Genomic DNA, 21,703 nt, shown 5'->3' with positions numbered 1-21,703 from the left:
ATGGCCTGGACTACCTGTTCAGTTCGGTGGGCACCTACGCCTACGGCTCGACCGAGACACGCACGAAGCAGGGCGAGGAGCACAAGGTCGAGCGCGAGTACAACCGTTTCCACCTGCTGGTCCGCGAGGAGACCACCCACACCGATACCAAGACCCAGGTCACCTCCACCGAAATCACTGAAACGAAGTATTACAGCAAGGACGGTTATTTCCATGAGCAACCTGCCTATTGCCAGCTGCCGGGGATCACCACGCGCATCTGGAAGCGCAACAGCGGCATGCCTTATCTCGAAGGGGACATCCGCCTATACACGACTGACGGCAACCTGGAGAGCGAGGCTCAGGTGCATGGCGATCCACGCATCGACAGGCCGGTGCTTGGCCTGACCACGGCCTACGAGTGGCATCCGACCGGCGGCGAGGGCGCCGATCCGCGTGACCCCAACTTCTTCACGCCACGCCTGAAACGCACCGCACGCATTCCCGACCCTACCGCCGCGCACAAGGATGCGCCGACCCTGTACCAGCACTACAGCTACGAGAAGGCCGCTGCGCTGCCCGGCAACGGGCCGAAATCCTGGCACCGGATCGAGCGCGAGGTGCTGTCGCTGAGCGAGAACGAATCGGGCGATGGGCTGCAGGCGACCGATTACGCCTATTTCGACACGCCCTCCCAATACCAGACCCATGGCAGGGTAAAGGCCGAAACCGTCACCCTCAACGGCAAGCCCACCGTCACCGCCTACTGCTATGACTGCGAGGAGGAAGCGGGCCAGCACGTCACCGCACCGGTGGATCTCCCGGTGCACGTCAAGGCGCTGCATGGCAGGATCAAGCCTCTGCAGGCCAAGTTGCTCGATGACGAGCCGGTGCTGACGATCTTCCAGACCGTGACCGGGTGGGATCACAAGGAGGACGGCAGCCCGGAGGAGTCGCGGCAGAGGACCATGACATTGACCCATTCACTGCTTACCGGCGAGCCAGTGCTGTTCGAGGACAACAATGGCGTACGCATTCTTACCCGGTACGATGAGTTGCGCCGGGTAACGGACGAGATCGTCGCTCCGGACGAGGATGAGTTCAAAGCGACACGCCATTATGACTACACACTCTGCGGTGCCAACAGCTCTGAAACCAAGCAGATCATGACCAACGTCCGCGGCGTCATCACCACCACCTATGTGGATGGCCTGGGCAGGCCGGTACGCGAATGCCGTAGCCACATCGACGAGAACAAACCGGATACGCCGATGGAAACCGTTTCCATCGTCTATAACACCTTCGGCCAGAAGGTCAGCGAAACGCTGATCGACTACCTCCCCCAGATGCCAACAGTAAGCGCCCCCACCCCACCTCCAATCGCCTTGCCCTTGAGACGCACTTTCGCCTACAACAGCTGGGGCGAGGAATGCTGCGTGACAGGCGCCGATGGTGTACAGCAACACAAGTTCATCGAGCCGACCGGGAGTACGGCCCACAAAGGACATATCGAAAAAGCCTGGCGCCAAGGGGTGACGGTGAAGGGCGTAACCCCGATCAGCGGCAAAACGGAATCCTGGTTGAATGCCTTCGGCAAACCCGTCAAAACCCAGCGTCTGCTGGCGAACGGTGAGCCTTATGCCGAGCAGAATTACGAATACGATGGGCTGGGTAACTGCAAAGTGCAGACAGACGAACGCACCCACTCCACACGGTTCGAATTCGACATTTGGAATCGCATGACTCAAACGACGTTGGCCGATGGCACGCAGGTGGCCCGCGACTACAGCAAACATTCGAGCAAGGAGCTTGCTATTGCGATACGTACCAGCAAATCCGCCACGCTGCCGCGCTCAATCGGTAGCCAGATATTCGATGGCCTCGATCGCCTTGAAAGCAAAACGACAGGTGACCGAACCGAGAAGCTTTTCTACCCATCTGGCATGACTCGACCTTCCAGGCACATTTCGGCGAAGGGTGATCAAATCAGCTTCAACTATGATCCCCAGCTGACTGACGCCCCGAAGATGACCGAGGCCCCCGAAGGCATTGCCGAATTCACGTTCAACAAAACCAGCGCACGCCTTGAAAAAGCCATTAACCAACAGGGCACCCGCACCTACGAGTACGACTGGAACAACCGCGTCAGATTGGAAAGCTGGAGCGACGACCGGGGCAAGGTGCTCTACACGATCCGCCAGGGCATATCGCTACACGGTCGTCTTTGCTGGCAACAAATCGATGATGGCCCCGACAGCACGTTCACCTATGACGCGTATGGGCGCCCCGAAAAAACCACCCAGGGCAATCTGCAATCAGATTTTTACTATGACCCCCTCGGGCAACTGAAGAAGGTTGAGCTGGTGGACCTGCACACCCAGGAAAAACTTACCACCACCTTCATCTATGACGATCAGGGACATGAAGAGAAGCGCACCTTCAAACGCGGGGCACAACCGGAACGCTCAATTACGCAGAAATGGCTGCCAGGAAATCTGCTTGAGCTGCGCCATCTGGAAGAGGGCAAAACCAGCCTTTTGAAAGAAGAATTCACTTACGATGAGCGTGGCCGCCTCCTTGAACACTTGTGCTCGGGCCGCGACCTACCGAGCAATGATCAGGGCCAGGAATATACCGCACAAGCATTTACCTACGATGAACTGGACAACATCACCTCGCGCAAGACCACGCTCAAGGATCAGACAGAACACACCGCCACCTTCAAGTACGAGGAAGAGGACCCTTGCCAATTGAGCCGGGTCATTTACTCACCCGCCAGGCCCGACACCACCGAGCGGTTTGACTATGACGCCAATGGCTGCCAGCTCAACGACGAGAACGGCAGGTCGATGCGCTACGACAGTGAAAAGCGCCTGCTGCAAGTGAGCAAAACCTCGAAAAAAGCCGGCGGCACCTACCACTATGACGCCCACGGCCACCTGATTCGCACGAAACAAGCCGAGAGCAGCGACGACACCCTGCTGTTGTTCGAGAAAAACCGCTTGCGCCTGGCTATCCAGGGGGAGATCCAGACACATCTGCTGCATGCCGGCGACCTGCCACTGGGCCAGCAGCAAGCGGGCGACACCAGCGCGACTCGGATGTTCAGTTGCACCGCCAGCGGCAGCGTGATTGCCGACAGCCCGCAGCCTGCCGACGGCAATCCAGGCTACAGCGCCTACGGCCAGCGTTTTGGTACCCTGGCCAGCCTGCTGGGCTTCAACGGCGAATACCTTGACCCCGACAGTGGCTGGTACCTGCTCGGTCGCGGCCACCGCGCCTATAATCCCGAACTGATGCGCTTCCAGGGCCCGGATACACTCAGCCCATTCGGCAATGGCGGTATCAATTGCTACGCCTATTGCCAGGGCAACCCCATTACCTTCAGCGACCCGACCGGGAGGGCCAGCCGCGGCCTGGCAGAGCGCGATGAACGAGGATTGGCCAAACGGGGAAAAAGGGGCGTGGAAATTACGCCTGAGCAAAAGTGGATGATCCAACAACAACAAGGCGGGGGCAGCGGAGTATGGATAGCGCTCGGTGTAGGAATACTGTTCACGGCCCTGGCCATTGTTGCGGCCGTCGTGACGGCTGGTGCGGCAGCAGGTGCCGTAGCAGTATCGATTGCCGCCACCGCTGCCAGCGCTAGCGCAGTGACAGGTTCCACGGCCGCTGCAGTGGCGGGGGTGGCAGTAGCCGGAACCTCGGCGGTGGCAGCTGTAGGCGCCATGGGCGCGTCGGCTGCCCTGCTTGCAGCGGCGCCACAAGTCTTGATGGCGGGCATGTCTGTAGCCGGGGCCATTGCCCAGACCGTTTCATTCGGGGTGGAAACGGCTGCCAACTTCACCCTGGACCCCAGCTTGGCCAAGGCGGCCATGGTAGTTGGTTACGTGTCCATGGGGCTGGCGCTCTCCGACAACGTCTCAGGCCTGGCTCTTCAACGCATTGGTCAAGCTGGGAGTCCAAAGCCTGCCGGTTCGGGACTTGGCTCACAATGGCATGATCAAAAATCAAATTTCCGCATACCCAGACCTACATATGACCGCACTACCCAAAGCGGCAGAAATATCAGGATGTAAGCCAGTTTTCGCTCACGGACGATGATCTGTTGCTCAAAAAAAAACGCCACTTCAAACGAAGTGGCGTTTTCAATTTGGAGCGGGAAACGAGACTCGAACTCGCGACCCCGACCTTGGCAAGGTCGTGCTCTACCAACTGAGCTATTCCCGCAGGGTGAAGCTTTACCGCATGTGGCGTGAAGCGCCTTGAAGACCTTCACCACCGGCACCGCCGGCACCGCCGAAACGATGCATTGAAACTGGAGCGGGAAACGAGACTCGAACTCGCGACCCCGACCTTGGCAAGGTCGTGCTCTACCAACTGAGCTATTCCCGCAAATATGGCGTCCCCTAGGGGACTCGAACCCCTGTTACCGCCGTGAAAGGGCGGTGTCCTAGGCCACTAGACGAAGGGGACTAAGCCGACGCTTTTCAGCGCACCAGAACATGAACCTCGCGATTCAGCCTGGATTTTCTTTTCCTGCCCTGCCGAAGCAGTGCCGGAGAAACTGGAGCGGGAAACGAGACTCGAACTCGCGACCCCGACCTTGGCAAGGTCGTGCTCTACCAACTGAGCTATTCCCGCAATATGGCGTCCCCTAGGGGACTCGAACCCCTGTTACCGCCGTGAAAGGGCGGTGTCCTAGGCCACTAGACGAAGGGGACACGCTGCTCGCACTACCTATTAAAGCACTGCTTGCTTTCACTCCCTGCCGCGTTTCGCTGTGTGCTTTACGCTGCAAGTGGCGCGCATTCTATGGATGCCTTGGGAGGTCGTCAACCCCTTTGTAGAAATTTATTTAAATCAATGACTTCCCGTCGTCATGGGCAGTGATGCAGGATGTGTCCGGGGATTGGCGTTGCTTTTCTGACGCCGGCTCGGCAAGCTCGTAGCGATGTGCCAGCATCTGTAGGTTTTGGATTACGAGCCGATACATTTAGGCAAGGCTTGAAGGCCTGATCGCGGGCAAGCCGCATCGGCGCACCGCCGCTCCCACGAATGCTTCACAGATTCAAGGGCGCGCAGGACTGTTCCGCCAGGCTGCACTGTTCGCTTGCGGGCGGACTCACTACACTCTCGATAGATGCAAAACTTCTTCATGAGGCGTTAACGGTGACACCACTTCTGATCACCCTGCTTATCGTTGCAGGTATCGCGCTGCTGATCGTGATCGGCTACCTGAACAATGTGGTCGAAAACGGCAAGCTCGAGCGTGCCCGGCTCAAGGTCGAACTGGCCGACCGCCTGCGCCGTTGCGGCGAGATCACCGAAACCTTCCCCGGGCAGTTCATGACGCCCGCGCTGAAGCTGCTGCTGACCCGCCTCGAACTGAACCTCAACCAGCGCCAGCTGGCCCTGGACAAACACAGCGGCGACCTCAAGGCGCGTATCGCCGAGTTGGACGGGTTGATTGCCCTGGGCGAGCGAATCCCGGTGAGCAACCCGCCCGCGCCGATCCATACCGAGGTAAAGGCCAAGGACGTACGCTTTTTGCTCGAATTGCTGCACAACCAGATCGTACGCGCCACCCAGGAAGGCTTCCTGGCGACCAACGAAGGCAAGTACTGGGTCAAGGAGATCCGCCATATCCTGGTGCTGCTGCATATCGAGTTCTTCAACAACCTCGGCCAGCAAGCCCTGCAGCAGAACCAGCCGGGCCAGGCGCGCCTGGCCTTCGAGCGTGGCGTGCAGTACCTGCGCAAGCAGCCGGAGCCCAAGCAGTACGAAGAGCAGCTGACCTACATGGAGAAACTGCTGAACCGGGCCAACGCCCAGGTGCTGGACCAGATGGAGCCGGCGGAGAACGACCAGAACGCGCTGACCCAGGGGCTCAAGACCGATGAGGACGAGACCTGGAAGAAGAAGGTGATCTACGACTGACAATGCCGGCCCTATCGCGGGGCAAGCCCGCTTCCACGCCGTAACATCCAAGAACAAGGGGCCTTCGCAGGCCCCTTGTTCATTTCAGCAGTCGGTCAACTCGAGGAACACCTCGACCAACCGCTCCAGCCCCGCCTGGTCGGCCGCGCTGAAGCGCGCCAGCTTCGGGCTGTCCAGGTCAAGCACGCCGATCAGCCTGCCGGCCTTGACCAGCGGAATCACCAGCTCGCTGTTCGACGCGCTGTCACAGGCGATATGCCCGGGGAACGCATGCACGTCCTCGACCCGCTGGGTGGTGCGAGTGGCCGCCGCGGCGCCGCACACGCCACGACTGAACGGAATGCGCACGCAGGCCACTTGGCCCTGGAACGGGCCGAGCACCAGCTCTTCGTTGCGGTTGATATAGAAGCCCGCCCAGTTCAGGTCCTCCACCTGGTTGTAGAGAAACGCCGAGAACTGCGCGGCATTGGCGATGAAGTCACGCTCGTCGGCGAACAGCGCCTGCACTTGCGCGGCCAGCAGGTCGTAGCCGTCGAGGCCTTTGCCACTGGCGTTGAGGTCGATCATTTATTTCTGCTCCAGCAATTGCAGCCCGACCCAGTAGCGGGCGAACTGATAGGCACAACGGCCATTACGGTTGCCGCGGCCGGTGGCCCAGCGCACGGCGAGGATGTCCAGGGCTTCGTCACGCTGCCAGCGCAGCCCGGCCGGGCGCGCCAGCTGGCCGATCCAGTGCTCGACCACGTTGAGGAAATGCTCCTGGCTGAACGGGTAGAACGACAGCCACAGGCCGAAGCGGTCGGACAAGGCGATCTTGTCCTCCACCGCTTCGTTGGGGTGCAGCTCGCCGTCGACCATCTTCCAGTTTTCGTTGTCGCTCTGCTTCTCCGGCACCAGGTGGCGGCGGTTGGAGGTGGCGTACAGCAGCACGTTGTCCGGGGCCTGCTCCAGCGAGCCGTCGAGCACGCTCTTGAGCACCCGGTAGTCGCCCTCCCCGGCCTCGAACGACAGGTCGTCGCAGAACAGGATGAAGCGCTGCTCGAGCTTGTGCAGTTGCTCGACCACCCGTGGCAGGTCGGCCAGGTGGTCGCGCTCGATTTCGATCAGGCGCAGGCCCTGGCCTGCGTGCTCGGCCAGCAGCGCGCGCACCAACGACGACTTGCCGGTGCCACGCGAGCCCCACAGCAGAGCGTGGTTGGCCGGCAGGCCGTTGATGAACTGGTGGGTGTTGCGGCCCAGTTGCTCGCGCTGCTGGTCGACGCCGATCAGGTCGGACAGGCGGATATCGAGGCTGACCTCCAGCGGCATCAGGTAGCCGCTGCGGCCATCGCGCTGCCAGCGGGCGGCCAGGGTGCGGGCCCAGTCGATATCCGGGCGCGGGGCCGGCAGCAGGGGTTCGAGGCGGGCGAGGACCGATTCGGCGCGGTCGAGGAAAGCGGTAAGGCGGGCGTCCATGATGGGCTCCTAGGGATTTCAGTTATCCAGGGCATCGGAGGCGCCATCGCGGGGCAAGCCCGCTCCCACGTAATACTCCGTGGGAGCGGGCTTGCCCCGCGATGGGCCGCAGGCCCCGTTTACAGCGATCAACTGAAATGAATAGACAGACCCGCCAGCAGCCAGGGCTGATCGGCTATGCTTGCGCAGCGCACGGAGCAAGTAACCGGCTTGGGACCCATGGATATCAAGTTCACCAATCGCCTGTCATACAAGCAAGCCCGGTTGACAGTCCTGGTCGGCTTCATCCTGGGAACATTGCTCAGTCTCATCCAGATCGGCATCGATTATGCCAGCGAAGACGCGTCCATCAACCGTGAAATTCAGGCGCTGCTGAAGATCAGCCACGACACCGCCTCGCGCATCGCCTACAACATCGACACCGAACTGGCCCAGGAGCTGACCGGCGGGCTGTTGAAATCCCCGGCGCTGATCCGTGCGCGGTTGATCGATAACAACGACACGGTGCTGGCCGACGTGCAGCGGCCGCGCATGGAAAGCCGCTATCGGCCACTGTCGGACTTCCTGTTCGGCGAGCAGCGCCTGTTCCAGGACCGCCTGTTCCTCGCCCACATGCCCGAGGAATACCTCGGCACCCTGTACCTGGACGTCGACACCTACGCCTTTGGCGGGCGCTTCCTCGACCGCGCCGGGATCACCCTGGTAAACGGTTTCGCCCGCAGCCTGGTGCTCACCGGCATCCTCCTGGCGCTGTTCTACCTGATGCTGACCAAGCCGCTGGTGACGGTGATCGGCGCGCTCAGCGGCAACGATGCGCGCACACCCCGGCAAAACCGCGTGGACTGCCCCAAGGGCCATGAGAACGACGAGATCGGCGTGCTGGTGCGGGTCGCCAACCAGCAGTTCGTCAGCATGGCCACCGAGATCCAGCAGCGGCGCACCGCCGAGAACCGCCTGACCCAGTACCTCAACGAGCTGGAGGATATCGTTTCGGCGCGCACCACCGAGCTCAAGGCCAGCAACAGCCGCCTGAGCCTGTCCAACCAGGAACTGGACGAAGCACGCCAGCGCGCCCTGGACATGGCCCAGGCTCGCGCCGCCTTCCTGGCCAACATGAGCCACGAGATCCGCACGCCGCTCAATGGCATGCTGGGCATGATCGCCCTGGCCCTGGACAGCGGCCTGGCCGCCGAGCAGCGCCAGCAGCTGTCGATCGCCCACGACTCGGGCAAGGTGCTGGTGGAGCTGCTCAACGATATCCTCGACCTGTCGAAGTTCGACGCCGGCCAGCTGGAGCTCGAGCGCATCCCGTTCGACCTCGGCGCGATGGTCGAAGATACCGCCAACTTGCTGTCGCAGAATGCCGCGCCCAGTGTCGAGCTGACCTGCCTGATCGCCCCGGACTTTCCCAGCACGGTGCTGGGCGACCCGACGCGGGTGCGGCAGATCGTCAGCAACCTGCTGTCCAACGCGCTCAAGTTCACCCGCTTCGGGCGTGTCGATGTGCGCCTGAGCAGCATCGTCGGCGGCGTGCGCCTGGAAGTCAGCGACACCGGCATCGGCATCCCCGAGGAAGCCCAGGCACGGATCTTCCAGCCGTTTACCCAGGCCGGCGCGGGTATCACCCGCCAATACGGCGGCACCGGGCTGGGCCTGGCCCTGACCCGCAACCTGTGCAAGGCCATGCAGGGCCATCTGCATATTCATTCCGAAACCGGCTTCGGCAGCCGCTTCAGCGCCGACCTGCCGCTACCGGCGCATACCGAGGCGATCCCGCCGGCGGCAATCAGTGGCCGCGTGGTGGCCCTGGGCAACCCCGGCAGCGGCCTGGCCGAGCTGCTGCAAGGGCTGCTGCCGCGCTGGGGGCTGGATTACGTGCGCCATGAGGACGCCAGCGCACTGGCCGGGCTGCCGGTCGACCTGCTGATCACCGACGACCTGGACCACGTGCTCGACCTGCGTCCGGCCATCGCGGCGCCGATCCTGCTGGTGACCGCCTATGGCAACTTCCTGCCTGCCGAACAGGCCGAGCAACTGCAACCCTTGCAGCAACTGGCCCGGCCCTTGGCGCGCAACGCCCTGTACCAGACGCTGCGCCGCACCCTGCAAGGGGAACCCAACGCGCCGCTGCCCCACGAGGTACCGGCCTCGCGCGAGCTGCGGGCGCGCATCCTGCTGGTGGAGGACAACCCGGTGAACCAACTGGTGGCCAAGGGCATGCTGGGTAAACTCGGCTGCCAGGTGCAGGTGGCCGCCCACGGCCAGGAGGCACTCGACTACCTGGAGCGGGACAGCTTCGATCTGGTGCTGATGGACTGCAACATGCCGGTGATGGACGGCTACGAGGCCAGCCGGCGCATCCGCCAGAGCAGCCGCTGGCCGGAGCTGCCGATCGTCGCGCTGACCGCCAACGCCATGCCCGAGGAGCGCGAACGCTGCCGCGCAGCGGGCATGAACGACTACCTGGCCAAGCCGTTCCGGCGTGAGGAACTGCTGGCGCTGATCGAGCACTGGGTGCCTGTCAGCGGTTGAGCAGTGGCTCGATCGCCGCTTTCAGCGCTTCGGGCTTGGTGGTCGGGGCGAAGCGGGTAACCTTGCCGCTGCGCGGGTCGACCAGGAACTTGGTGAAGTTCCACTTGATCTTCTGCGTACCCAGCAGGCCCGGCGCGCGGCGCTTGAGCTCGGCGAACAGCGGGTGGGCGCCGGGGCCGTTGACTTCGATCTTGCGAAACAGCGGGAAGCTCACGCCGAAGTTGAGTTCGCAGAACTGCGCGATCTCCCGGGCGTCGCCCGGCTCTTGCTTGCCGAACTGGTTGCAGGGGAAGCCCAGCACCACCAGGCCCTGGCGCTGATAGTCCTGCCACAGGCGCTCAAGCCCTTTGTACTGCGGGGTGAAACCGCACTGGCTGGCGGTGTTGACCACCAGCAGCGCCTTGCCGGCGAAGTCGCCCAGCACTTTCTGCTCACCGCCAAGGGTGACGCAAGGGATGTCCAGCAGCGCATCGGCCATGTTCGCTCTCCATCAATCGCGTGGCTTGAAGTCCAGGCATACCGAGTTGATGCAGTAGCGTAGCCCGGTCGGCGGCGGGCCGTCGGGAAATACATGGCCCAGGTGGGCGTCGCACTGGGCGCAGGTGACCTCGGTGCGGATCATGCCGTGGGAGGTGTCGCGGATCTCGATCATCGCGGCCGCTTCGATCGGCTCATAGAAGCTCGGCCAGCCGCAGCCGGAATCGAACTTGGCCTTGGCGTCGAACAGCTGCAGGTCGCAGCAGATGCAGTGGTAGATGCCGTCGCGGCGCTCGCTGTTGTACTTGCCGCTGAACGGCCGCTCGGTGCCCTTCAGGCGGCACACCTGGTACTGGGCCGGATCGAGCATGGCGCGCCATTCGTCCAGGGTTTTGTCGATCTTTTGCATGGTGAGACCTCGGCAGGCTGAATTTCACCTCGCACCGGCTTTTCCCTGGCGCGGGTGGCACGTATATTAGTTGGCTTCGTGTGCAAGGCAGCCAGTCTGGCACCCGGTTCCCGCCCTTTCAAACCTTTCGAAAGAAGGCGGCGCGTATTCTCACTCGGGATCTCATCATGCAGTTCAGCAAATCGAACAAGCTCGCCAATGTCTGCTACGACATTCGCGGCCCAGTGCTCAAGCACGCCAAACGCCTGGAAGAGGAAGGCCATCGCATCCTCAAGCTGAACATCGGCAACCCGGCGCCGTTTGGTTTCGAGGCGCCGGACGAGATCCTCCAGGATGTCATCCGCAACCTGCCCACCGCCCAGGGCTACAGCGACTCCAAGGGCCTGTTCAGCGCGCGCAAGGCGGTGATGCAGTACTGCCAGCAGAAGGAAATCGAAGGCGTCACCATCGAGGACATCTACCTCGGCAACGGCGTGTCCGAGCTGATCGTCATGTCGATGCAGGCGTTGCTCAACAACGGCGACGAAGTGCTGATCCCGGCGCCCGACTACCCGCTGTGGACCGCCGCGGTGAGCCTGGCCGGCGGCAAGCCGGTGCACTACCTGTGCGACGAGCAGGCCGACTGGTTCCCGGACCTTGACGACATCAAGGCCAAGATCACCCCGAACACCAAGGCATTGGTGATCATCAACCCGAACAACCCGACCGGCGCCGTGTACTCCAAGGAGCTGCTGCTGGGCATGCTGGAGCTGGCGCGCCAGCACAACCTGGTGGTGTTCTCCGACGAGATCTACGACAAGATCCTCTACGACGAGGCCGTGCACATCAGCACCGCGTCGCTGGCCCCGGACCTGCTGTGCCTGACCTTCAACGGCCTGTCCAAGTCGTACCGGGTGGCGGGCTTCCGCTCCGGCTGGCTGATCATCTCCGGGCCCAAGCACCATGCCACGAGCTACATCGAAGGCATCGACATGCTGGCCAACATGCGCCTGTGCGCCAACGTGCCGGCCCAGCACGCGATCCAGACCGCCCTGGGCGGCTACCAGAGCATCAACGACCTGGTGCTGCCGCCGGGCCGCCTGCTGGAGCAGCGCAACCGCACCTACGAGCTGCTCAACGAGATCCCGGGGGTCAGCTGCGTCAAACCGATGGGCGCGCTGTACGCGTTCCCGCGCATCGATCCGAAGGTCTGCCCGATCCTCAACGACGAGAAATTCGCCCTCGACCTGCTGCTGTCGGAGAAGCTGCTGATCGTCCAGGGCACGGCGTTCAACTGGCCGTGGCCGGATCACTTCCGCGTGGTGACCTTGCCGCGGGTGGATGACCTGGAACAGGCGATCGGGCGGATCGGTAACTTCCTGCGCACTTATTCGCAGTAAGCGATACCGTTATCGCGGGGCAAGCCCGCTCCCACGCTTGCCCAACACTGGTCGGCGTGGGAACGGGCTTGCCCCGCGATGCTTTTGCCTTACATCCTGCAACGCTCTACCCACAGCCCTCACGGCATCCTCTGCCATACTCCTCGCGTACACAGTTTGAAATAGTCGCCCGGTTGAATAGCAGCGCCCTCCCCCTTATATACCCCGCAGTACGCAACAAACTCATCCGTCAGGAGAACGTAACAACCATGATGCGCATTCTGTTGTTTGTAGCCACCAACCTCGCGGTGGTGCTGGTTGCAAGCATTACCCTGAGCCTGTTCGGCTTCAACGGGTTCATGGCCGCCAACGGGGTTGACCTCAACCTCGGCCAGCTGCTGGTCTTCTGCGCCGTGTTCGGTTTCGCTGGCTCGCTCGTTTCGCTGTTCATCTCCAAGTGGATGGCGAAGATGACCACCGGCACCCAGATCATCACCCAGCCCCGCACCCGTCACGAACAGTGGCTGCTGCAGACCGTCGAGGAGCTGTCCCGCGAGGCCGGCATCAAGATGCCAGAAGTAGGCATCTTCCCGGCCTACGAGGCCAACGCCTTCGCCACTGGCTGGAACCGCAACGACGCGCTGGTGGCGGTGTCCCAGGGCCTGCTGGAGCGCTTCTCGCCCGATGAGGTGCGCGCGGTACTGGCCCACGAGATCGGCCACGTGGCCAACGGCGACATGGTCACCATGGCGCTGGTGCAGGGCGTGGTGAACACCTTCGTGATGTTCTTCGCCCGCATCATCGGCAACTTCGTCGACCGGGTGATCTTCAAGAACGAAGAAGGCCACGGTATCGCCTATTTCATCGCGACCATCGTCGCCGAGCTGGTGCTGGGCATCCTCGCCAGCATCATCGTCATGTGGTACTCGCGCCGCCGCGAGTTCCGCGCCGACGAGGCCGGCGCCCACCTGGCCGGCACCGGCGCGATGATCGGCGCGCTGCAGCGCCTGCGCTCCGAGCAGGGCCTGCCGGTGCACATGCCCGACACGATGAAGGCCTTCGGCATCAACGGCGGCCTGAAGCACGGCCTGGCCGGCCTGCTGATGAGCCACCCGCCGCTGGAAGACCGCATCGACGCGCTGCGCCGTCGCGGCTGATCCAGGCAGCAACAAGAAAGGGCGACTTCGGTCGCCCTTTTTCATTGCCGTAGCGGCCACATCGCGGGGCAAGCCCGCTCCCAGCCTGCCACACACGGACTGGCGTGGGAGCGGGCTTGCCCCGCGATGGCTTCAACGCCGAACGCTGTAGACTCGCTCAACCAGGCTTGCAACACCGGCCTTGAGAAACTTCGGGCTCTCGTCGAGAATCTGCCGCGCCTCGACCTCATCGACCCGCCACGCGGCAAAGCCTGCCCGCACCTCGGCGTCCGGCACCGAGAACGGCGGCCCGTCGATCAACCCCTGGTCGTAATCCAGGGTCACCAGCAGCCCCCGACAAACCGTCGGCAACTGCTCACCCAGCAACGCCATGTACCGCTCGCGCATGGCCAGCGGCAAGGCAATCAACGCCGCCCGGTCGTACACCCCCGCGCAATCAGCCAAATCCTCGGCACGCAGGGCGAACACATCGCCGCACCACAGCTCCACCTCGTCGCTGCGCCACACCTCGAAGCTCCCGTGCTGCGTTACCTGCGCCAACAGCCCGTGCTCGGCAAAGAAATCCTCCACCGCCCGCCGCGACAGCTCCACACCCAGCACCCGATACCCTTGCGCGGCCAGCCAGAGCATGTCCAGGCTCTTGCCGCACAGCGGCACCAGCACCCGGGCACCCGGGGCCAGCCCCAACGCCGGCCAGTGCGCCTGCAGGTACGGGTTCACCTGAGCCTGGTGAAAGCCGATCTGGTTGTCCGCCCACCGCTTGTGCCAGAACGCTGGCTCCATGATCCCTCCCGGTTTTTCGATAAAAGACTGTGAAAACTTATATTGGATCTCGATCGAAGGCTGATCGAAGATGGCAGCATCTTACCTGCCAGGACCCCACCATGCTGCCCAGCCTGTTCATTTCCCATGGCTCACCCATGCTCGCCCTGCAACCCGGCGCCAGCGGCCCGGCCCTGGCCGCGCTGGCCCGCGCCCTGCCCCGCCCTAAGGCAATCGTGGTGGTGTCGGCGCACTGGGAAAGCCGCGAACTGCTGGTGATGAGCAACCCGCAGCCGCAGACCTGGCATGACTTCCATGGTTTTCCGCCGGCCCTGTACGCGGTGCGCTACCCGGCCCCCGGCGAACCGGCACTGGCGCAGCGGCTGGCCGGGTTGCTCGGCGCCCGCCTGGATGAGCAGCGGCCTTTCGACCACGGTGCCTGGGTGCCACTGTCGCTGATGTATCCGCAGGCGGATATTCCGCTAATCCAGGTGTCGCTGCCCAGCCAGGCCGGCCCCGCCCTGCAACTGAAGGTCGGGCAGGCGCTGGCGCAGCTGCGTGAGGAAGGCATCCTGCTGATCGGCTCGGGCAGCATCACCCATAACCTGGGTGAGCTGGACTGGCACGCCGGGCCGGACGCGGTCGAGCCCTGGGCGCTGGCGTTTCGCGACTGGGTGGTGGAGCAGTTGAAGGCGCAAGACGAGGCGGCGCTTGTGGACTATCGGCGCCAGGCACCGTTTGCAGTGCGCAATCATCCCAGTGACGAGCACCTGCTGCCGCTGTTCTTCGCCATGGGCGCTGGCGAGCGGTTTGGCATCGTGCACCAAGGGTTCACGCTGGGGGCGCTGGGGATGGATATCTATCGGTTCGACTGACGCTTCCACGCACAGGGTTACAGCGCTGGAAACAGGCAAAAAAATCCCCGGCCTAGGCCGGGGATTTTTCATTGCAGCGCCAGGATCAGTCCTCGCGGTAGCGGCGCAGCTTCAGCTGCTTACCGGCTACGCGGGTGTCCTTGAGCTTGGTCAGCAGACGCTCGAGGCCGTCTTCGGGCAGCTCGATCAGGCTGAAGCTGTCACGCACCTGGATACGACCGATGGCATCACGCGCCAGGCCACCCTCGTTGAGGATAGCGCCCAGCAGGTTCTTGGCGGCGATGCCGTCACGGGCACCCAGGGCGGTACGGCAACGCACACGGCCTTCGGCCAGCGGCATCGGCGCGCGACGCTCGCGGTCACCACGGTCGCTGCGCTCACCACGTTCGGCACGCTCGCCAGTGCTGCGCTCACGCGGAGTGTGGGTCGGCACCAACGGCTGCTCACGCTCGACCGAAGCCAGGTCCAGCGCCTGGCCATTGGTGGCCTTGCGCAGCAGGGCCGAAGCCAGGGCACGGGCAGTGCAACCCAGGTCGGCGGTCAGGCGGTCGAACAGCTCGCCATGGCTGGCCTCGGACTCGGCCACCAGCGGTGCCAGGCTCTTGGTCAGCTTCTTGATGCGTGCGTCCAGCACGGCCTGCGGGTTAGGCAGGCGGGCTTCGGCAACCTTCTGCCCGGTGACACGTTCGATCACCTGCAGCATGCGGCGCTCACGCGGGGTGACCAGCAGCAGCGCACGGCCATCGCGACCGGCACGGCCGGTACGGCCGATACGGTGCACGTAGGACTCCGGATCGTACGGCATGTCGACGTTGAACACGTGGGTGATGCGCGGTACATCCAGACCACGGGCAGCGACGTCGGTGGCGACGACGATGTCCAGGCGGCCGTCCTTGAGCGAGTCGATCACGCGCTCACGCTGGTTCTGGGCGATGTCGCCGTTCAGCGCGGCAGCCTTGTAGCCTTTGGCTTCCAGGGCGGCGGCCAGGTCCAGGGTGGCTTGCTTGGTACGCACGAAGGCGATCAGCGCATCGAACTCTTCCACTTCCAGCAGGCGCAGCACGGCCGGGATCTTCTGGTCGGCGTGGACCATCAGGTGGGCCTGCTCGATCGCGGTCACGGTCTGGGTCTTGCTCTGGATCTTGACGTGCTTCGGCTCGCGCAGGTGGCGCTCGGCGATGGCACGGATCGAGGCCGGCAGGGTGGCGGAGAACAGCACGGTCTGGCGGGTTGCAGGGATGGCGTCGAAGATCACTTCGAGGTCGTCCATGAAGCCCAGCTTGAGCATTTCGTCCGCTTCGTCGAGTACCAGGTACTGAACGGTAGACAGGACTTTCTCGTCGCGGCGCAGGTGGTCGCACAGGCGGCCAGGGGTGGCCACGACGATTTGCGCGCCGTTACGAATGGCACGCAGTTGTGGGCCCATCGGGGCGCCACCGTACACGGCCACCACGTTAACGCCCGGCATCTGCTTGGCGTAGGTTTCGAAAGCGGTGGCTACTTGCAGCGCCAACTCACGGGTTGGCGCCAGGATCAGGGCTTGCGGTTCGCGCTTGCTCACGTCGATCTTGTTGAGGATCGGCAGGGCGAAGGCAGCGGTCTTGCCGGTGCCAGTCTGCGCCTGGCCGATCATGTCGTGACCGGCGAGGATGATCGGGATCGATTGATGCTGAATAGCCGAAGGCTCTTCGTAGCCGGTGGCCAGAACAGCAGCAACGATATTCGGATTGAGATCGAGAGCGGCGAATCCGCCGGTTTCCTGGGTCATGGGTCTGCCTCTAGGTGCATCCGCAAAGACCCATGCTCCAAAACTGCACATGCCTTGAAAGACCAAACGGTCACCCAGGCAGTTTTGGCGGCGGGGATTTGCGAAAACGATTGAAAAAGGAACATCTTGGGAAGGTCCGACTAGCGGACGCGCAGCCGAAGCTGGGTTCGGAGGATTTGCACCACCTGATTCGAGGTCCGCTAAAAGACCGGCGCGTACTATACCCGAATCCGCCATGAACTGTGAGAAATATTTCTAAGATCAAGGCTTGGATTGGATCCAGGCTGAATCGTTTCCCCACAGGCTCGGCGCTGCCCTCATCCATTCAGGTCGCCGGGCGGATGGACTTGATCAGATACTCCAGCGAGTACCCCAGCTGCGGCGCCAGGGTTGCGGCCCGCGCCCGCACGGCTTCGATATCCAGCGTCTGCTCCAGGTCCGCGGGCACCAGCAGGATCACGTTACCCTCCTTCACCGGCAGCTCCCAGTAATGACGATGGTACAGCCCGCGCAACAAGGCCGCGCCCAGTGGCTTGCCATCGTCACCGGCCCATTGGTTGATCACCAGCCACCCCCCTGGGTTGAGCTGCTTCTGGCAGTTTTCCAGGAACCCCCAGGCCAGATGCCCGACGCCGGGGCCATAGTCGGTATACAGGTCGACGAACAGCAGGTCGGCCTTTTCGGCGCTGGGCAGCAGCTCGAGGGCGTCGCCCACCCGCACATACAGCCGCGGATCGTCGTCCAGACCCATGAACTCCATGGCCAGGCGCGGCACGTCCGGGCGCAGTTCGATGGCCTCGACGTCCTCCAGCGGCAGGAACTTCAGGCAGGCCTGGGTCAGGGTGCCGGCGCCAAGGCCGAGGAACAACGCGCTTTCCGGCTGTTCGTGGCACAGCGCGCCAACCAGCATGGCGCGGGTGTAGTCGTACTCCAGCCAGCTGGGGTCGGCGGTGAAGGTGCAGCTCTGCTCGATGGCGTCGCCGAACTCGAGGAAGCGATAGTCATCCACCTCGTACACGCTGATGACGCCAAAGGCATCCTCGACCCGTGCCAGCAGCCGCTCTTCCCGCTCCGTCGCCATCCCTACCACCTGCCCGCGCAAAACCGCCATTGTCCGCCAATGCCGGTGGTGCAACAAGCACGCGCGGGCGTACCATGGCTGGCAGGCCTTAACGACACTTATGGATAGAGCTTGCAATGACCCGACAATGGACCCCCGACAGCTGGCGCACCCTGCCGATCCAGCAGCAACCGATCTACCCCGACGCCGCGCACCTGCTGAAGGTGGAGCAGACCCTGGCCAGCTACCCGCCGCTGGTGTTCGCCGGTGAAGCCCGCGAGCTGCGCCGGCAGTTCGCCGAGGTGACCCAGGGCCGGGCGTTCCTGCTGCAGGGTGGCGACTGCGCCGAGAGCTTCGCCGAGTTCTCCGCGGCGAAGATCCGCGACACCTTCAAGGTGCTGCTGCAGATGGCCATTGTCATGACCTTCGCCGCCGGCTGCCCGGTGGTCAAGGTCGGGCGCATGGCCGGGCAGTTCGCCAAGCCGCGCTCGGCCAACGACGAGACCATCGGCGACATCACCCTGCCCGCCTACCGCGGCGACATCGTCAACGGCATCGGCTTCGACGCAAAAAGCCGCATCCCCGACCCCGAGCGCCTGTTGCAGGCCTACCACCAGGCCACCGCCAGCCTCAACTTGCTGCGCGCCTTCGCCCAGGGTGGCTTTGCCGACCTGCACCAGGTGCACAAGTGGAACCTCGATTTCATCGCCAACTCGGCGCTGGCCGACAAGTATCACCAGTTGGCCAACCGTATCGATGAAACCCTGGCCTTCATGCGCGCCTGCGGCCTGGACACCGCCCCGCAACTGCGCGAAACCAGCTTCTTCACCGCCCACGAAGCGCTGCTGCTCAACTATGAAGAAGCCTTCGTGCGCAGCGACAGCCTGACCGGCGACTACTACGACTGCTCGGCGCACATGCTGTGGATCGGCGACCGCACCCGCCAGCTCGACGGCGCCCACGTCGAGTTCCTGCGCGGCGTGCACAACCCGATCGGGGTCAAGGTCGGCCCGAGCATGAACCCCGAAGAGCTGATCCGCCTGATCGACGTGCTCAACCCGGACAACGACCCGGGCCGCCTGAACCTGATCGTGCGCATGGGCGCCGGCAAGGTCGGCGACCACCTGCCGGGGCTGATCCGCACCGTGCAGCGCGAGGGCCGCCAGGTGCTGTGGAGCTCCGACCCGATGCATGGCAACACCATCAAGGCCAGCAGCGGCTACAAGACCCGCGACTTCGCGCAGATCCTCGATGAGGTCAAGCAGTTCTTCCAAGTGCACCAGGCCGAGGGCAGCCATGCCGGTGGCATCCATATCGAGATGACCGGGCAGAACGTCACCGAGTGCATCGGCGGTGCCCGGCCGATCACCGAGGACGCGCTCTCCGACCGCTACCACACCCACTGCGACCCGCGCATGAACGCCGACCAGTCGCTGGAACTGGCCTTCCTGATCGCCGAAACCCTCAAGCAGGTACGCCGCTGAGCAACGCCTGACGCAGCCGGCTGCCCTCGGCGCGGGGGCAGTTGAGCTGCACCTGCGCCAGGCCCAACCAGTTGCCCAGCTTCTGCAGGCTGAGCGCCAACGCCTGGTAGCCCGCCTCGTCCAGCCCCATCGCCTCTTCGTGCACCGCATGTACCGCCAGCCGTCCATGGGCGCGCTCGGCACGCAGGTCCAGGCGCGCGGCGATGCGCCCGTCGTGCAGGAACGGCAGCACGTAGTAGCCGTACACCCGCTTGTGCGCGGGGGTGTAGATTTCCAGGCGGTAGCGGAAGTCGAACAGGCGCTCGGTGCGATCCCGCGCCCAAACCAACGAATCGAACGGCGAGAGCAAGGCGCTGGCGTCGATACGCCGGGGAATCCGTGGCACGCCCGCGACATAGGCCGGCTGTTTCCAGCCCTGCACGGTGCAAGCCTGCAAGCGCCCGTCCTCGAGCAAAACCGCCAGGGTGGCCTTGCTCTGCTGCGGCGAGAGGCGAAAATAATCACGCAGATCCTGTTCGGTGGCCACGCCCAGGGCGCCGGCGGCATGCAGCAGCAAGCCCTGGTGCGCTTCAGCCTCGCTGGGCTGGGCCTGATCGAGGATGCCCGCCGGCAGCACCCGCTCGGGCAGGTCGTACAGGCGCTCGAAACCACGACGCCCGGCCACGGTGACCTCACCGGCGGCGAACAGCCATTCCAGTGCGTGCTTTTCTTCGCTCCAGTCCCACCAGGGGCCGGCGCGCTCCTCGCGGGTGGAAAGGCTGCCTGCACCCAACGCACCGCGCTCGCGCACGGCAGCCAGTACCCGGTCGATGACCTCGCGCCGCTCGCGACCAAAGGTCGCCAGTTGCCGGTAGATGCCCTTGCCGTCGGCGGCGTGGGCCATCCGCCAGCGCATCAGCGGGTAAAGCTCCAGCGGCAGCAGCGAGGCCTCATGCCCCCAGTATTCGAACAGTCGGCGCTGACGGCGCTTGCCCCAGGCGAGCTGGTCCAGCAGGTCGGCTGGATAGTCGCCAAGGCGCGAGAACAACGGCAGATAGTGGGAGCGCACCAGCGCGTTGACCGAGTCGATCTGCACCACGCCCAGGCGCTGGAGCATGCGTTTGAGATTGGCGAGGGTCGGCGGGCGCGCGGGTGACGTGCCAAAGCCCTGGGCGGACAAGGCCAGGCGGCGGGCCTGGGCGAGGGACAAACTGAAGGACATGAGGTGGCTCCGTCTGGTGTCCAGACAGTAAAGACGCAATCGCGGGGCAAGCCCCGCGATTGTCGCCACCTTCATTTACGCAACGGGTCCTCCCAGAAATGCCGCTCGGCCTCCTGCTGGATATCCGCCCGCGACAGCCCGAGGTCGTGCAGCGTGGCATCGCTCAGGCGCGCCAGCTCGTCGCGCTGGCGGTGCAGTTCGAACCAGCGCAGCACCAGCCCGCTGGCGTCGTGCCACAGATGCCCCAGGGATGCGGCCGGTTGGTGAGCTTCGTTGAAATGACCTTTCATCATGACGCCCTCCTTGTGGATGGCTTCAGTCTCGCCCCAGGCCTAAGATCAATCCAACGAATGTTTCTGATGCCATGCATCTCGGAGATTGATGCCATGTCCCAGTATCAGAGTCTCGACGCGGACGTGCTGCGCACCTTCGTCGCCATCGCCGAGCAAGGCGGCTTCACCCGCGCAGGCGAAGTGGTCAACCGCACCCAGTCGGCGGTGAGCATGCAGATGAAGCGCCTGGAGGAGGACATCCTGCAGCGCCAGCTGTTCGAGCGCGACGGCCGCCAGGTGCGCCTGACCGCCGAGGGCCAGGTGCTGCTGGGCTATGCCCGGCGCATCCTCAAGCTGCATGGCGAGGTGTTCAATACCCTGCGCATGCCGCACATGGTCGGGGTGGTGCGCATCGGCACGCCGGACGACTATGCCATGCGCTACCTGCCGGGCATCCTCACCCGCTTCGCCCAGGCGTACCCGCTGATCCATGTCGAGGTGCATTGCGATTCGTCCAAGCAGCTGATGCTGCGCCAGGACCTGGACCTGACCATCGTCACCCGCGAGCCCGGCAACGAGGTCGGCCAGCTGCTGCGCCAGGAGCGCCTGGTGTGGGCCGCGGCCAAGGGTTTCTGCCCGCAGGAGCAGCGCCCCATGCCGCTGGCGCTGTTCAACACCGACTGCTTTTGCCGGGCCTGGACCTGCAACGCCCTGGAGCGCCAAGGCATCGAGTATCGCATTGCCTACACCAGCCCGAGCCTGGCGGCGATCTTCGCCATCGTGCACGCCGGGCTGGCGGTGACCGCGCAGCTGCACAGCCTGATTGGCGGCGAAATGCGCATCCTCGGCGAGGACGACGGCCTGCCGCAGTTGCACATGGCCAATGTGATGCTGCTGCGCAATGACCAGCAGCATTCGCCGATTACGGACTGCATGGCCGAGTACATCGTCGAAGGGTTCAAGTAGTACGTCGC

At 63.8% G+C, this 21,703-nt stretch carries 16 protein-coding genes, 5 tRNA genes and 1 pseudogene; 8 read left to right on the top strand and 14 right to left on the bottom strand.

All coding sequences use genetic code 11. The annotated features are described in order from the left end of the window. Positions 1 to 26: 26 nt before the first annotated feature. Complete coding sequence (locus tag ABZO33_RS12885; RefSeq protein WP_414536324.1) at positions 27 to 4,058, top strand: RHS repeat-associated core domain-containing protein; 4,032 nt, start codon at positions 27 to 29, stop codon at positions 4,056 to 4,058. Between the two features lie 75 nt (positions 4,059 to 4,133). Here ABZO33_RS12885 and ABZO33_RS12880 read toward each other — a convergent pair. The 5 genes from ABZO33_RS12880 to ABZO33_RS12860 form a co-directional block, all read right to left on the bottom strand. Then, a tRNA-Gly gene (locus ABZO33_RS12880) sits at positions 4,134 to 4,209 on the bottom strand. An 89-nt stretch (positions 4,210 to 4,298) separates the two neighbouring features. After that, positions 4,299 to 4,374 (bottom strand) — tRNA-Gly (locus ABZO33_RS12875). A gap of 5 nt (positions 4,375 to 4,379) precedes the next feature. Then, positions 4,380 to 4,455, bottom strand: a tRNA-Glu gene (locus tag ABZO33_RS12870). A 92-nt stretch (positions 4,456 to 4,547) separates the two neighbouring features. Continuing rightward, positions 4,548 to 4,623: transfer RNA gene (locus ABZO33_RS12865), tRNA-Gly, on the bottom strand. A 4-nt stretch (positions 4,624 to 4,627) separates the two neighbouring features. Continuing rightward, a tRNA-Glu gene (locus ABZO33_RS12860) sits at positions 4,628 to 4,703 on the bottom strand. Positions 4,704 to 5,151: 448 nt separating this feature from the next. Here ABZO33_RS12860 and ABZO33_RS12855 point away from each other — a divergent pair. Continuing rightward, a complete protein-coding gene (locus ABZO33_RS12855; protein WP_414536323.1) occupies positions 5,152 to 5,919 on the top strand; it encodes a hypothetical protein in 768 nt (255 codons plus the stop codon). 84 nt (positions 5,920 to 6,003) lie between these two features. Here ABZO33_RS12855 and ABZO33_RS12850 read toward each other — a convergent pair whose 3' ends face one another. Both ABZO33_RS12850 and ABZO33_RS12845 read right to left on the bottom strand, forming a co-directional pair. Continuing rightward, positions 6,004 to 6,486, bottom strand: a complete 483-nt coding sequence (locus ABZO33_RS12850) for a GAF domain-containing protein (protein ID WP_414536322.1) — start codon at positions 6,484 to 6,486, stop codon at positions 6,004 to 6,006. After that, a complete protein-coding gene (locus ABZO33_RS12845; RefSeq protein ID WP_414536321.1) occupies positions 6,487 to 7,374 on the bottom strand; it encodes an ATP-binding protein in 888 nt (295 codons plus the stop codon). Between the two features lie 177 nt (positions 7,375 to 7,551). Here ABZO33_RS12845 and ABZO33_RS12840 point away from each other — a divergent pair, with 177 nt between their 5' ends. Then, entirely contained in the window at positions 7,552 to 9,906 is a 2,355-nt protein-coding gene (locus tag ABZO33_RS12840; protein ID WP_414536320.1) for a response regulator, read from the top strand. On the opposite strand, the gene ABZO33_RS12835 is transcribed toward ABZO33_RS12840, so the two are convergent. Both ABZO33_RS12835 and msrB read right to left on the bottom strand, forming a co-directional pair. Continuing rightward, positions 9,896 to 10,384 (bottom strand): glutathione peroxidase, encoded by a 489-nt coding sequence (locus ABZO33_RS12835; RefSeq protein ID WP_046856557.1) that lies wholly within the window; start codon positions 10,382 to 10,384, stop codon positions 9,896 to 9,898. The genes ABZO33_RS12840 and ABZO33_RS12835 overlap by 11 nt on opposite strands. A 12-nt stretch (positions 10,385 to 10,396) precedes the next feature. Next, positions 10,397 to 10,792 (bottom strand): peptide-methionine (R)-S-oxide reductase MsrB, encoded by a 396-nt coding sequence (msrB, locus tag ABZO33_RS12830; protein ID WP_414536319.1) that lies wholly within the window; start codon positions 10,790 to 10,792, stop codon positions 10,397 to 10,399. 167 nt (positions 10,793 to 10,959) lie between these two features. On the opposite strand from msrB, the gene ABZO33_RS12825 reads away from it, so the two are divergent. Together ABZO33_RS12825 and htpX are read left to right on the top strand one after the other, a co-directional pair. Then, positions 10,960 to 12,171 (top strand): pyridoxal phosphate-dependent aminotransferase, encoded by a 1,212-nt coding sequence (locus ABZO33_RS12825; RefSeq protein WP_046856559.1) that lies wholly within the window; start codon positions 10,960 to 10,962, stop codon positions 12,169 to 12,171. A 248-nt stretch (positions 12,172 to 12,419) separates the two neighbouring features. Continuing rightward, positions 12,420 to 13,307 (top strand): protease HtpX, encoded by an 888-nt coding sequence (gene htpX, locus ABZO33_RS12820; protein ID WP_038705666.1) that lies wholly within the window; start codon positions 12,420 to 12,422, stop codon positions 13,305 to 13,307. Between the two features lie 132 nt (positions 13,308 to 13,439). On the opposite strand, the gene ABZO33_RS12815 is transcribed toward htpX, so the two are convergent. Continuing rightward, complete coding sequence (locus ABZO33_RS12815) at positions 13,440 to 14,090, bottom strand: thiopurine S-methyltransferase (RefSeq protein ID WP_414536318.1); 651 nt, start codon at positions 14,088 to 14,090, stop codon at positions 13,440 to 13,442. Positions 14,091 to 14,191: 101 nt separating this feature from the next. Between ABZO33_RS12815 and ABZO33_RS12810 the strand changes: the two genes are divergently transcribed. Then, on the top strand, positions 14,192 to 14,944 hold the full coding sequence (locus ABZO33_RS12810) for a DODA-type extradiol aromatic ring-opening family dioxygenase (RefSeq protein WP_414536317.1): 753 nt from the start codon (positions 14,192 to 14,194) through the stop codon (positions 14,942 to 14,944). Positions 14,945 to 15,029: 85 nt separating this feature from the next. On the opposite strand, the pseudogene ABZO33_RS12805 reads toward ABZO33_RS12810, so the two are convergent. Together ABZO33_RS12805 and ABZO33_RS12800 are read right to left on the bottom strand one after the other, a co-directional pair. Then, positions 15,030 to 16,746 (bottom strand): annotated as a pseudogene (locus ABZO33_RS12805) (DEAD/DEAH box helicase). A gap of 291 nt (positions 16,747 to 17,037) precedes the next feature. Continuing rightward, positions 17,038 to 17,793, bottom strand: coding sequence for a spermidine synthase (locus tag ABZO33_RS12800; protein ID WP_414536316.1), 756 nt, complete (start codon positions 17,791 to 17,793; stop codon positions 17,038 to 17,040). 116 nt (positions 17,794 to 17,909) lie between these two features. Between ABZO33_RS12800 and ABZO33_RS12795 the strand changes: the two genes are divergently transcribed. Continuing rightward, complete coding sequence (locus ABZO33_RS12795) at positions 17,910 to 19,256, top strand: class II 3-deoxy-7-phosphoheptulonate synthase (RefSeq protein WP_414536315.1); 1,347 nt, start codon at positions 17,910 to 17,912, stop codon at positions 19,254 to 19,256. Here ABZO33_RS12795 and ABZO33_RS12790 read toward each other — a convergent pair. Beyond that, positions 19,237 to 20,457 (bottom strand): winged helix-turn-helix domain-containing protein, encoded by a 1,221-nt coding sequence (locus tag ABZO33_RS12790; protein WP_414536314.1) that lies wholly within the window; start codon positions 20,455 to 20,457, stop codon positions 19,237 to 19,239. The genes ABZO33_RS12795 and ABZO33_RS12790 overlap by 20 nt on opposite strands. Positions 20,458 to 20,528: 71 nt before the next feature. Next, positions 20,529 to 20,747, bottom strand: a complete 219-nt coding sequence (locus tag ABZO33_RS12785) for a DUF1127 domain-containing protein (RefSeq protein WP_414536350.1) — start codon at positions 20,745 to 20,747, stop codon at positions 20,529 to 20,531. Between the two features lie 96 nt (positions 20,748 to 20,843). Between ABZO33_RS12785 and ABZO33_RS12780 the strand changes: the two genes are divergently transcribed. Then, positions 20,844 to 21,695, top strand: a complete 852-nt coding sequence (locus tag ABZO33_RS12780; RefSeq protein WP_414536313.1) for a LysR substrate-binding domain-containing protein — start codon at positions 20,844 to 20,846, stop codon at positions 21,693 to 21,695. The last annotated feature ends 8 nt before the right edge of the window (positions 21,696 to 21,703 follow it).

It is taken from the genome of Pseudomonas sp. CAM1A (assembly GCF_047501685.1).
Classification (GTDB): domain Bacteria; phylum Pseudomonadota; class Gammaproteobacteria; order Pseudomonadales; family Pseudomonadaceae; genus Aquipseudomonas.
Note: the sequence above shows the minus strand (reverse complement) of the source record. Positions and strands in the feature narration are given on the sequence as shown.